This is a genomic window from Vibrio bivalvicida (genome assembly GCF_001399455.2).
In the GTDB taxonomy this organism is placed as follows: Bacteria; Pseudomonadota; Gammaproteobacteria; order Enterobacterales; family Vibrionaceae; genus Vibrio; species Vibrio bivalvicida.
On the sequence record NZ_LLEI02000022.1, the window covers coordinates 45,350 to 58,049 of the forward strand.

A 12,700-nucleotide genomic window follows, 5' to 3' on the forward strand; every position below is an offset into this window, starting at 1 on the left:
GCGAATGGAAGTGGTATCTAATACGCATTAGATGTTGCTAGGATTTGTTCTCGATAATAGGCAATAACCTAGCTCTATCCACAGGACGAAGTCCGTTCCCTTATCCCGTATCCGTCTGTAATAAAAGGGTTGGCAAAAATGCCAACCCTTTAAAATATCCGTCGAATCCCGAATCCCGAATCCCGAATCCCGAATCCCGAATCCCGAATCCCTTTATTTCTCAAACAACTCGGTATGCAGTTTCTGAATCGCTTGCTTTGATACCGATTCTTCAACTAAAAAGCACAGGTTGTGCGGGCTTGCGCCGTAGCAGATCATGCGTAGGTTAAAGTCTTCAAGCGTACTGAATACTTGTTTTGCGTAGCCTCTGCTTTCACTCATGTTGTTACCGATCAGTGCGACTAAACACAGGTTGTGTTCCACCTCTACGGTACACAACTCTTCAAGCTCTATACGGGCAGCTTTTGGCAGCTGAGGTGCACCACCAGAGGTATCTGTTTGATCTAAGGTTAGTGAAACACTGATCTCTGATGTGGTAATCAAGTCGACTGAGATTTTGTGTTTAGCGAGAATTTCAAACACCTTGGCCAGAAAGCCATAAGCATGGAACATGTTGGCACTACGCAGTGTCACCATCGTTTGGTTGCAACGTAAGGCTAGTGCACGGAACAAAGGTGAGCTTTCTACTTGATGGCGAATCCAAGTGCCTCCCTTTTGAGGCTCCTTTGAAGAGCCAACAAAGACTGGAATATCATGGCGTAAGGCCGGAAGCAATGTCGATGGATGAAGAATTTTAGCGCCAAAGTTCGCCATTTCGGATGCTTCGCTAAAGCTAATCTCAGGAATAGGTGAGGCCTTAGGAGCAATGCGTGGATCTGTGGTGTAAATGCCGGGAACGTCAGTCCAAATTTCCAATCCAGATGCCTCAACCGCTTCTGCGATCAAGGCTGCACTGTAGTCGCTACCGCCTCGACCTAAAGTGGTGGTGTTGCCTTCGGCGTCAGAGCCGATAAAGCCTTGCGTAATAACGATCGCGTCTTGGCATAGAGGAACTAATGATTGTTTTGCAAGGCTACTAATTTGCTCAAGTTGAGGCTCTGCTTTACCAAAATTACTATCGGTGCGTAGAATGTCACGAATATCAAAACGTACCGCATTGATGCCACGCTCTCTCATCAATTGAGCAAGCAGATGAGTCGACATCAATTCCCCACATGCAACTAAGTGGTCGGTCAATTTGTGGTTGGATTGAATAGACGCGGCTTCAGCAAGACTAGTTACGGTATCGAGAATCGCGTAGACATCGCTAGCTGCTTGGGTTGAGTCTTTTAGTTGTTCCAGTACAGCATCATGAATTTGTGCCAGTTTAGTGAGAATCTCACTGCGACGAACTTGATCTTGAACGCCGTTAGCCAATTCAACTAATAAGTTGGTTACACCTGAACAAGCACTGCTAACAACGAGTTTAGTGTTTGGATTATCTTCAATAATTGCAGCACAGCGGCTCATTGCCTCAAAGTTAGCGACGCTTGTTCCACCAAATTTAGCTACATTAAAACTGCTCACAGCATTTCTCCCACGACTTCCTAAAATAAAAACTTTTGGTAGCTATACCAACATCCAATGTTTTGCTTTGATGAAGAGAATTGAGCGAAAGAGAGAGGGTCTTTATTTGTATGACTTACCTCAGAAGCTCATCATCAGACTGAGCTGATGACAGTTGTAGGGATTCAACCCTAACAACCGACAGATCTAAACCAACACTTCAGATCTACCTCGGCACTGCTCCCCCTCAAAGTGTTGTATAGGATTTGTGGCTCCACAACACGTCTACCTGGGCAGTGCTCCTCTTCTGCAAAAAAATTTGCTATGTGGCATAAATATTCGCCACATATCCGCATTGAACGTGTTTCTGTGAACTATGTCAATGAGAATTTGTAACTTTATGCCTTTTTATAATTAACAAACTTGTGACACTGGTTTGACCTCAATACTTTGGGCTAATTGCTGCCAGCAAAGAATTGAATTAAGGTGGGTTTAAGGAAGTAAAGATAGAACAAAAATTAAATTGATATTAAAAAGGAGCTGCCAATGACGATTCAAAGTTTTATCCCCCCACATCGCATTTTAATGGGGCCTGGACCTTCAGATATTTCCCCTCAAGTGCTACAAGCTTTGAGTCGCCCAACCGTTGGTCATTTAGACCCTTTGTTTGTCGGTATGATGGATGAATTGAAATCACTACTTAAATACGCGTTCCAAACGGAAAATGAATTTACCATTGCTGTTTCTGCCCCAGGTAGTGCAGGGATGGAAACCTGTTTCGTTAACCTGATTGAGCCGGGTGAAAAGGTGATTGTTTGTCGTAACGGTGTGTTTGGTGAACGTATGCGTGAAAATGTTGTACGCGCAGGCGGCATTGCTGAAGTGGTGGATAATGAATGGGGCGATCCGGTTTCCGTCGATAAAGTCGAGCAAGCATTGAAAGCTCACCCTGATGCTAAGATTCTTGCCTTTGTTCATGCCGAAACTTCAACTGGTGCGTGTAGCGATGCAGAAGCTTTGGGTAAACTCGCTAAGCAGTATGGCGTGTTAACTATTGTTGATGCAGTGACTTCTCTTGGTGGTGTGCCACTAAAAGTAGACGAGTGGCAGCTTGATGCGGTTTACTCAGGTAGTCAGAAGTGTTTATCTTGTGTTCCAGGCTTGTCACCTGTGACGTTTTCCCCTGCGGCAATAGAGAAAATTCAATCACGTACTACACCTGTTCAAAGCTGGTTTCTTGATCAGAGTTTAGTGCTCGGATATTGGAGTGGTGAAGGTAAGCGCAGCTACCATCATACAGCGCCCGTGAACAGCTTGTATGCCTTGCATGAATCTCTGTTGATTCTAAAGAATGAAGGGTTAGAAAATGCTTGGCAGCGACATCGCGACATGCATGAAAAACTTAAACAAGGCTTGGAGAAGTTAGGCTTTGAGTTCGTTGTCGAGCAGGGCTCTCGCTTGCCTCAGCTAAACGCTATTTATGTTCCGCAAGGTATTGATGAAGCGAAAGTTCGCACACACTTGCTTGAGACCTATAACCTAGAAATTGGCGCTGGTTTAGGCGCTTTAGCAGGTAAAGCTTGGCGTATTGGCTTGATGGGTTACGGTGCTCGCGCTGAAAATGTTGCGTTATGCTTACGAGCGCTCGAAGAGTCATTGACGCAATAGCAGTCTCAATAACCTATAAGTGAATAAGGTGACCTTTTGGTCGCCTTAATTATATCAACAGACTCTAGTTAGTCTCTTTTTCACTGTCAGCCTTTAAGGCATCTATATTCGGTGGGATGTACTGCACCTCAGAAAAATCTCTCTCTGGGAATAGGAACTGAGCTTCACTACGTATTTGCTCGGCTTTAACACTCTCTCCCAATCCTTGATAGGCCAAGATCAAATTGTTATAGAAAGCAGGTCGAGGTTTATCTTTAATAATCTTCAGTGACCAATCTATGTATGGCTGGATAAACTGGGGATCTTGCTTATATAAGCCAATGTTGAGATAGGTGCTATAAATATCCCAATCGTATCTGTCTTTCCAAACTACAGGGTTGGTGACTTGGTTCAGTACGTCAGGATCTTTAGGTTGTGAGCGCTCAAACTGGGTAAGCACGTAATTGGTATGCAAAGTGGTCAGCATATAGAAGCTCGTCACAATCGGTATGATTAAGCTAAACACCCGTAGCGCCGTCTTGGAGATAATACTGAATGGCGCTTGGCGATAACTGCTCGCCCTTTGATCTACCCAATAAAGTAGAACAACGAAGGTTATCCAGTGGATAGCAGAATGATAGAACGGATACTCAAGCTGACTGTGCAGGACAATGGGGACAAACAGAGCAAACATCGCTAAACGAGTGCCCTTCTTAGCTTGATAGAGACGAGCGAGTACAAACAGTGCCGCGAGCACTATTGCAAGTAGTGGCAACAGCCCGCCTTCTACTCCCCAATACAATAGCTCGTTATGCGGATGATCCATCGCCGCCAAACCAGGTTTATAACTATCATTGAGCTGGTGCTGCCTAGCGGTATACACAATATATTCAGGCTCAAATCGACCGTAGCCATAACCAGTAAATGGCTTCTCGATCAACATATCCAAAGATTGTGAGTAGATCTTTTGTCTCACATCTTCAGTTCTTAACTTTTCTTCAATTAGTTCGTTATTTGTTGGGTAAAAATTCGCGATCGCAAAAGCGAGTGATAGACCAGAAAAAATAGAAATCATCCAACCCCAAAAACGTTTTTTGGTGGCGAATTTATAGATATAAGGTAAGAGGAATGAGGTAGATAGCAAAGCGGCTAACCAACCTGTACGAGAAGCTAAAAAAATCAATAGCGGAATAGTTAATGTAGGCATTAGATACAACAATGCCACTTCACTGATTTTACGTTGGTATTTGGTTGGGTGTCGAGTGAGCAAATAGCCCGATAAGGCTAATCCAGTCGCGAGAAAACTGGCCATTACATTGGGCTGTTGGAATATACCATAGGGGCGGTTAGCTTCGGTGTTGTAGCCGAATAGATTACCTGGCTCTAACCATAAGTACTGTAGCCAGCCGAGTACCGCCTCAATAAAGACAGCAATGGTGATAAACCATAACAAACGTTGCTTCTGTTTATTGCTGAAACGAAATTGTTGCAATACGACAAATAGAATATACCCTGCCCACAGACCAGTTAGTTTACCAAGTGATAACTCAATACTTGAGCCAGCGTATATCACAGGTAAGGTGAGCATGATGCAGCACACAAACAAGCCAATTGTAAGTTTGTTGTATCTGAGACTGCCATCACTGCCGAGCTGGTATAAGCCTAGCGCAATAGAAAAGCTGATTACTAGCCATGTGGTTGGGTTAAATGCCAATGCGAGTCCTGCTCCCCCAGGGTTGGGCATGAAGAAGTGCATTGCGAGTAGGAAGACAATCCCAACACTAGCTAAGAAAGGTTTGGTTAATGGGATCTTTGGCGCCTTTTTTTCAAGCTCTGTCCCTGCTACATGTGTGGTCGCCATAAATATTGATACCTCAAACAAACAGACCAGTGAAGATGTTCACTGGTCTGCAAATTCTACTATTAATTGCTATTTTAACATAGGCTTGAGGAATCGGGCAGTATGAGAGCCTTCGATGAGTGACACATCTTCAGGTGTACCTTGAGCAACGATCTCTCCACCGCCTTGACCACCTTCAGGGCCTAAATCGACAATCCAGTCTGCAGTTTTGATTACATCAAGGTTATGCTCTATCACCACTACAGTATTGCCATGATCACGTAGGCGATGCAAAACGGTTAGCAATTGTTGAATATCGTGGAAGTGCAATCCTGTGGTCGGTTCATCCAAGATGTATAAGGTTTTACCTGTATCACGCTTAGATAGCTCGCGAGCGAGTTTAACACGCTGCGCCTCACCACCAGATAAGGTCGTTGCAGCCTGACCCAAACGAATATAGGACAGACCGACATCCATCAAGGTTTGTAGCTTACGGGCTATCACTGGGACAGGATCGAAAAATCCGCGTGCATCCTCGACTGTCATCTCTAGCACTTCATCAATTGTTTTGCCTTTGTAGTGCACTTCTAGGGTTTCGCGGTTGTAGCGCTTACCTTTACACATATCACAAGGAACATAAACGTCTGGCAGGAAGTGCATTTCTACTTTGATCACGCCATCCCCCTGGCAAGCCTCACATCGACCGCCCCGAACATTGAAACTAAAGCGTCCAGGCTTATATCCACGTGAGCGTGACTCTTGAGTGCCGGCAAACAATTCACGAATCGGTGTGAATATGCCTGTGTATGTGGCTGGGTTTGAACGCGGGGTACGACCAATTGGGCTTTGGTCGATGTCGATCACTTTGTCAAAATGCTCTAGCCCTTTAATTTTCTTGTATGGAGCCGGCATGGCCGTCGTCGCACCATTTAACTGGGTATGAGCAATTTTAAAGAATGTATCGTTGACCAGAGTGGATTTACCTGATCCCGATACTCCGGTGATACAGCTAAACAGACCGACGGGAATTTCTAGAGTGACATCTTTTAAGTTATTACCTGATGCGCCAATCAGTTCGACGACTTTCTTTTTATTTTTAGGTGTGCGGTGACTTGGCACTGCGATCTGTTTTTTACCGCTGAGGTATTGGCCGGTCAAAGAATTAGGGTTAGCAAGGATGTCACTCATTGTGCCTTCGGCAACTACGTTACCGCCATGTACACCAGCACCGGGGCCAATATCAATCACGTGATCAGCAATACGGATCGCATCTTCATCATGTTCAACCACCAAGACAGTATTGCCGAGATCGCGTAAGTGAGTCAGAGTTTTTAGTAGACGTTCGTTATCACGCTGATGAAGGCCAATTGAAGGTTCGTCGAGCACATACATCACACCAACTAGACCAGCACCAATTTGACTGGCTAGGCGAATTCGTTGCGCTTCACCACCTGATAAGGTTTCTGCACTGCGAGACAAATTAAGGTAATTCAAACCAACATTGACGAGGAACTGCAGTCGATCGTTGATCTCTTTCATTACTTTTTCAGCTATCTGAGCACGTTGTCCTTCGAGTTGTAAGCACGCAAAGAAACCTAACGCATCGGCAATGCTCAGTTCGACAATCTCAGGTAGTGTGGTATCACCGATAAAGACGTTACGTGCTTCTAAACGTAGACGACTACCATCACAGCTTGAGCAGGTCTTGGTCGAGATATATTTAGCCAGATCTTCACGCACAGCATTTGATTCGGTATCTCGATAGCGACGTTCAAGGGTATTCAAAATGCCTTCAAATGGGTGGCGTTTAACTCGAATATCACCGCGATCATTAATGTACTTAAACTCGACTTCAGTACGCCCCGATCCAGTAAGGATGATATCGCGAGTTTTCGTTGGTAAAGATTTAAATGGGACTTGAAGATCGAACTCATAGTGCTCAGCCAGAGATGATAGCATTTGGAAGTAGTAGTAGTTCTTTTGATCCCAACCACGAATTGCGCCTTCCGCTAAGCTAAGCGAGTCATCTACGATCACACGTGCAGGGTCGAAATATTGCTGTACACCAAGACCGTCACAGGTGTGACAAGCGCCTGCTGGGTTATTGAAAGAGAATAGGCGCGGTTCTAACTCTTGCATGCTATAACCACAATGTGGACAGGCGAAGTTGGCGGAGAAGACGATCTCTTCTCCGTTGCCATCCATAGGAGCAATCACTGCTATGCCGCCAGAGAGTTCTAGTGCCGTTTCAAACGATTCAGCAAGACGCTGTTGTAGATCACCACGCACCTTAAAGCGATCAACCACGACTTCGATGGTGTGTTTCTTATGCAGTTCTAGCGGTGGTGGATCTGAGAGATCGCAAGTTTCACCATCAATTCTGGCGCGGATAAATCCCTGCGCCGCGAGGTTTTCGAGCGTTTTAACGTGCTCACCTTTACGCTCTTTAACGATAGGTGCGAGCAGCATCATCTTCGAGCCTTCAGGTAACTCAAGGACCTTATCGACCATTTGCGAAACTGTCTGAGCGGCCAATGGTGCTTTATGTTCCGGACAGCGAGGCTCACCAACTCGGGCATACAATAATCTTAGATAGTCATAGACCTCAGTAATAGTACCCACGGTGGAACGAGGGTTGTGAGAGGTGGACTTCTGTTCAATCGAGATCGCTGGGGATAAACCTTCAATATGGTCTACGTCTGGCTTCTCCATCAATGACAAGAACTGACGAGCATAAGCTGACAAGGACTCGACATAACGACGCTGCCCTTCAGCGTACAAGGTGTCAAAAGCGAGAGAGGACTTACCTGAACCAGATAGACCTGTAATGACGATTAATTTATCGCGAGGTATGGTTAAGTTAATATTTTTCAGGTTATGGGTGCGGGCACCACGGACTTCTATCTGATCCATTCTCAACACTCTAGGCAAAAATAAGTTGGCTAAGTATTACATAGTGTGAGAAATGTGCAAAGAAATACTGGATAAAAAAACAGTAAAAGGCAGCTGTGTAGAGCTGCCTTTTTGGTCGATAGGTGCGGTTTGGAGTTAGACGTTTTCTTTGGTTGTCTTTTGTTTACCTAACTCCGACTTGTGCGCGTCTTTTAAATAGAGATTTTCAAAACAGTAGTTAGTGGCTTCGATATAACCTTCGACACTACCACAGTCAAAACGCTGACCTTTGAATTTGTATGCTAAGACACAGCCTGCTTTGGCTTGCTTGAGTAGTGCATCCGTGATTTGGATCTCACCGCCTTTGCCAGGCTCGGTGTTTTCAATCAATTCAAAGATATCTGGAGTAAGAATATAGCGGCCAATAATAGCTAAGTTGCTTGGCGCTGTTCCAGGTTCTGGTTTCTCCACCATATCATCGACGCGGAAGATATCGTCTTTGATCATTTCACCCGAGATAACACCGTATTTATGGGTTTCATCTGCTGGTACTTCTTGGACTGCAACAATCGAGCAGCGGAACTGTTTGAACAGTGCGACCATCTGCGCTAACACACCTTCTTGCTCGTTAACACACAAGTCATCGGCTAACACGACCGCAAAAGGCTCATCGCCGATCAGCTCTTTGCCAGTAAGAATTGCATGCCCTAAGCCTTTCATTTCACGTTGGCGAATATAAGTGAAATTCGCACTTTCAATTATGTCGCGAATATCAACCAGCAGTTCTTCTTTGTTAGTACCGCTAATTTGATGTTCCAATTCGTAGTTTTTATCAAAGTGATCCATGATCGAGTGCTTACCGCGACCAGTGACGATACACATCCCATTCATGCCCGCTTGGATTGCTTCCTCAACGCCATATTCGATCAGCGGCTTATTGACCACTGGCATCATCTCTTTTGGCATTGATTTGGTGGCAGGTAAAAATCGTGTACCGTACCCCGCTGCTGGAAACAGGCATTTCTTTATCATGGTTCAACCCTTTCTATAAATACTTATTCTTAAACTGGCGCAACAATAGCACAAGGGCTATGAATTGTTCATGAATGAACGCCAACAATGCTAAAGAAAACCAGGTTGTTTTTACAATTAAGACAAAGGCCGCATATGTTGCTTTGCCCAGGCGGCTGCCTGAACTCGGTTTTTAACGCTCAGCTTTTTAAAAATTTTTTGTAGGTGGGATTTTACTGTGAACTCACTGATAAACATATCATCGGCAATTTGGATGTTGGAAGCGCCTGACATTAAACAGCGCAAGATTTGTAATTCACGGGTAGTGAGGTCAACAGTAGCGGGAGTGGTATGCGTATCAACCACGTTGCGATAGTGGAATAGCAGTTGCGCTGTTACCTTTCTTGGCAACCAAGTATCACCATTGATAATGCCCTCATAACCTTTGACGAGCTTTTCAATCTCTGAGTTTTGATAGAACACCCCTTTTAAGTGACCAAATGCTAACAGTTCGTCTGTGGTTAAGCGGTGGCAAACGTTGAATATAATGGTTTCGAATGATTTGTCGGCCAGTGGCAGGTCGCTAATGATATTTTTAAGCTGACTGTATTCTTGATAGTCAATGATTAGGATACGATGTTTATACTGTTGTAGAGCAAGTAAGAGGTCACTTGGTGCCATGGTCGGAATGGAGGTATCCATTTGCTGCTCTAATCGTTGAATAGTGGCGTTGGGTTTATCGGTGTCGGTTAGAAAATAAATGGTTCGCGCATAGATGTTTTTAGCCATGAGTCCCTCATTGCTGACGTTGATTATTGTTTTAATCCAGAGTGACTTAACCCACAGATAAGTGCGAATTAGGGTGTGGGCTTTGCGTTTTATTTCATAGTATTCGGTAATTAACTAATTTCTCAATCTCGATAAAGTTTGAAATTTCTCTAAAACTGTGTCGCGGGAGTTATGTGTAGATAATGTTTGTCGACATTGTAGTGACAGACATTTGTACCTAGCGTAAAGCGTGTTATCCTATTGCGCTATTTCTTAATCAATACCAAAGTTAGACGGAGCGAAACATGGCTAGCCGTGGAGTTAACAAAGTTATTTTAGTCGGTAATCTGGGCTCTGACCCGGAAGTACGTTACATGCCAAGTGGCGGTGCTGTAGCCAATATTACTATCGCGACGTCTGAATCGTGGCGTGATAAAGCAACTGGTGAACAACGTGAAAAAACGGAATGGCACCGTGTCGCGCTATTCGGCAAGCTAGCAGAAGTTGCAGGTGAGTATCTACGCAAAGGCTCGCAGGTATACGTTGAAGGCCAACTTCAAACACGTAAATGGCAAGATCAAAGTGGTCAAGACCGTTACACAACAGAAGTCGTTGTTCAGGGCTTTAATGGTGTTATGCAGATGCTTGGTGGTCGTGCTCAAGGTGGCGCTCCAGCACAGGGTGGTATGGGGCAACAGCAACCTCAGCAAGGTGGTTGGGGACAGCCTCAGCAGCCAGCAATGCAGCAGCAACCAGCTCAACAACCACAGTCTCAGCCTCAGCAAGCTCAACCGCAGTATAATGAGCCGCCAATGGATTTTGATGACGACATCCCATTCTAAGTGTTTGTTATTGAAAAAAAGCCGCGCAAGTCGCGGCTTTTTTATATAGTAAATAGTAGGAATAGTATTGGTGGAAGTGCTTGTTTCTTCACTTAGCGTTGATTTTAGCTGGCACATATAGAAAGGATGTCTTAATTCATGAGGTATACCCCTACCTTAAAGCTCAGTACTCGCTTGGTTGCTTTTGTGACCATGATTGTTATCAGTGCTATGTTTATCCTTTTCTTAGGTGGCACCTTATCCTTTAAACGTCTTGGCCAAGAATACTTAGATCAGTCTCTCAAAGGCATTGTTGAAGTCCTTGATAAAGAAATGGAAGACCCAGATGCGGCCTACTCGCTGCAGAGGTGGATGCCAAAAATGCTTCAAGCTTCGAATATTGTTGAGATGGAGCTGCTGTCTGAGTACGGGGTGATCTACCGCTTCAAAGATACCTCCTCTAAAGTGAATACCGCACTGCTTTACGATATCGAGTACACCTTAGAGAGAAACCAAGGCTACCGTATTCGTTTTAAAGCTATTCCTCCTTACATTGGTTATGGCTACTCTATTCAAGCATTGTGGTCGATAACGTTTGCCGTAGCTTTTATTGTCTTTTGTTTGGTTCAGGGGCTTAAATGGCTGAAAGAGCAGCTACACGGTTCGGAACTGCTCGAGGAGCGAGGACGGATGATTCTTGCGGGTCGTGTAGAAGAGCATTCAGTTGGTGATGAAAAAGAGTGGCCTTTCACCGCTAGCCAAGCATTAGATAGATTGATTGAGGAATTGCAAGATGCTCGCCAGGAGCGCAGTCGCTTTGATACCTTTATTCGCAGTCAGACCTTTCTTGATCAGTTAACAGGTACCGCAAACCGAGTATTGTTTGATAGTAAACTAGAAGCTGCTTTGTCTGAGCATGGTTCTCATGGGGGCGTATTAATCTTGAGGGTTGATGATTGGGAGCAAATTGAAGAGGAACATGCAAAACAAGAGGCCAATGATTTTCTTATCAGTGTTGGTGAAGGGTTAAACAACGTCATACAGCGTTATCCTGATGTTATCTTGTCTCGCTATTACAATTCTGACTTTGCGATATTCGCCCCTAATCTTTCGAGCAAAGAAGTCTCTAATGTTGCTGCACACTGTCTTAAGCAGTTAGCAAAGTTGAACCCTCCTTCGCCTCTAGAAAGCGATAACTGGGTGCATATCGGAGTCAGTATGTATCGCGAAGGTGAGAGCCAAGGTCGCATTCTTGATGAAGCGGAAACGGCGCTAAAAAGTGCTCAGTTGCAACGAATCAACACGTGGAGCCGTTTTAAGAAGCTCGTCAACCAAGATGAAGAGCGTGGTAGCGTTCGCTGGCGTACTTTGCTCGATGTCGCTCTACAACCAGATCAGCTCTATATTTTTTCTCAGCCCTGCTACTTATTGGATAAGCAAAATGAACCAGTAGTGGATCATTTCGAATTGTTCGCTCGTATCAATGATCCAGAAAAAGGGGTGATAAAAGCGTCACGTTTTAACTCTGCTGTTGAGTCAGTAGGTTACGAGGCAATGCTAGATAAAGCTGTGGTGAAGACAATAATTCGCCACCTAAGACTTTCAAATGATTCGAATAGTTACTCTATTAATCTGCATGTGGTACCTTTTGCAGAACGGAGTTTCTTTAAATGGTTTCGTGATGAGCTGTTGCAGCTCACTTCGGAGCAACGAGCTAGGCTCTCGTTTGAGTTTGCCGAGGCTCGCTTGGTTAAGCATTTAGATTACATACGTCCAGTCGCTAAAATGATTACCGGGTTAGGATGCAGCGTAGTTGTCGGGCAAGCTGGCCGGTCAATAGTAAGCACCCACTATCTTAAAGAGTTCCCAGTGAGCTGTTTGAAACTGCATCGCAGCTTAATAAAAAGAATCGATCAACGCCATGAGAATCAATTGTTTGTTCGCAGTCTACTCGGGGCATGTGCTGGACTTAAAACTCAGGTTATTGCGGTCGGTGTCGATAACAAACAAGAATATCGAACCATGTTAGAGCTTGGTGTTCATGGTATTCAAGGGCGGTATTTAGCGGCGGAGCAGCAAATACTACCGCAGCCGAATGAGTATGCGACTCCGCGAGTCACTCAGAGCAAAGTTCAAATAGGACGCCGAAATCGTTGGCGCAAAGCGTAAAATAGAG

General features: G+C 44.7%; 8 protein-coding genes and 1 riboswitch. Of the genes, 3 read left to right on the forward strand and 5 right to left on the reverse strand.

The features are described 5' to 3' along the window. Nucleotides 1-213: 213 nt before the first annotated feature. Entirely contained in the window at nucleotides 214-1,566 is a 1,353-nt protein-coding gene (gene lysC / locus APB76_RS08510; RefSeq protein ID WP_054962794.1) for a lysine-sensitive aspartokinase 3, read from the reverse strand. Nucleotides 1,567-1,682: 116 nt separating this feature from the next. Next, nucleotides 1,683-1,860: riboswitch (Lysine riboswitch) on the reverse strand. Nucleotides 1,861-2,091: 231 nt separating this feature from the next. Here lysC and APB76_RS08515 point away from each other — a divergent pair. Beyond that, nucleotides 2,092-3,213 (forward strand): pyridoxal-phosphate-dependent aminotransferase family protein, encoded by a 1,122-nt coding sequence (locus APB76_RS08515; protein WP_054962793.1) that lies wholly within the window; start codon nucleotides 2,092-2,094, stop codon nucleotides 3,211-3,213. Nucleotides 3,214-3,277: 64 nt separating this feature from the next. Here the strand turns inward: APB76_RS08515 and APB76_RS08520 are convergent, their stop codons facing one another. From APB76_RS08520 to APB76_RS08535, 4 genes are all read right to left on the reverse strand, one after another. Then, complete coding sequence (locus tag APB76_RS08520; RefSeq protein ID WP_054962792.1) at nucleotides 3,278-5,053, reverse strand: PglL family O-oligosaccharyltransferase; 1,776 nt, start codon at nucleotides 5,051-5,053, stop codon at nucleotides 3,278-3,280. Between the two features lie 69 nt (nucleotides 5,054-5,122). Then, nucleotides 5,123-7,945 (reverse strand): excinuclease ABC subunit UvrA, encoded by a 2,823-nt coding sequence (gene uvrA, locus APB76_RS08525; protein WP_054962791.1) that lies wholly within the window; start codon nucleotides 7,943-7,945, stop codon nucleotides 5,123-5,125. A 135-nt stretch (nucleotides 7,946-8,080) separates the two neighbouring features. Beyond that, nucleotides 8,081-8,956, reverse strand: a complete 876-nt coding sequence (gene galU / locus APB76_RS08530) for a UTP--glucose-1-phosphate uridylyltransferase GalU (protein WP_049844405.1) — start codon at nucleotides 8,954-8,956, stop codon at nucleotides 8,081-8,083. A 117-nt stretch (nucleotides 8,957-9,073) separates the two neighbouring features. Next, a complete protein-coding gene (locus APB76_RS08535) occupies nucleotides 9,074-9,724 on the reverse strand; it encodes a LuxR C-terminal-related transcriptional regulator (protein WP_049844404.1) in 651 nt (216 codons plus the stop codon). A gap of 284 nt (nucleotides 9,725-10,008) precedes the next feature. On the opposite strand from APB76_RS08535, the gene APB76_RS08540 reads away from it, so the two are divergent. Further along, nucleotides 10,009-10,545, forward strand: a complete 537-nt coding sequence (locus tag APB76_RS08540; protein ID WP_049844403.1) for a single-stranded DNA-binding protein — start codon at nucleotides 10,009-10,011, stop codon at nucleotides 10,543-10,545. Between the two features lie 138 nt (nucleotides 10,546-10,683). Next, nucleotides 10,684-12,693 (forward strand): RNase E specificity factor CsrD, encoded by a 2,010-nt coding sequence (gene csrD / locus APB76_RS08545; protein WP_054962790.1) that lies wholly within the window; start codon nucleotides 10,684-10,686, stop codon nucleotides 12,691-12,693. Nucleotides 12,694-12,700 lie beyond the last annotated feature (7 nt).

Coding starts and splice junctions, on each gene's coding strand:
- APB76_RS08515 (WP_054962793.1), top strand. CDS start 2,092: ATGACGATTCAAAGTTTTATCCCCCCACATCGCATTTTAATGGGGCCT.
- APB76_RS08520 (WP_054962792.1), bottom strand. CDS start 5,053: ATGGCGACCACACATGTAGCAGGGACAGAGCTTGAAAAAAAGGCGCCA.
- uvrA (WP_054962791.1), bottom strand. CDS start 7,945: ATGGATCAGATAGAAGTCCGTGGTGCCCGCACCCATAACCTGAAAAAT.
- galU (WP_049844405.1), bottom strand. CDS start 8,956: ATGATAAAGAAATGCCTGTTTCCAGCAGCGGGGTACGGTACACGATTT.
- APB76_RS08535 (WP_049844404.1), bottom strand. CDS start 9,724: ATGGCTAAAAACATCTATGCGCGAACCATTTATTTTCTAACCGACACC.
- APB76_RS08540 (WP_049844403.1), top strand. CDS start 10,009: ATGGCTAGCCGTGGAGTTAACAAAGTTATTTTAGTCGGTAATCTGGGC.
- csrD (WP_054962790.1), top strand. CDS start 10,684: ATGAGGTATACCCCTACCTTAAAGCTCAGTACTCGCTTGGTTGCTTTT.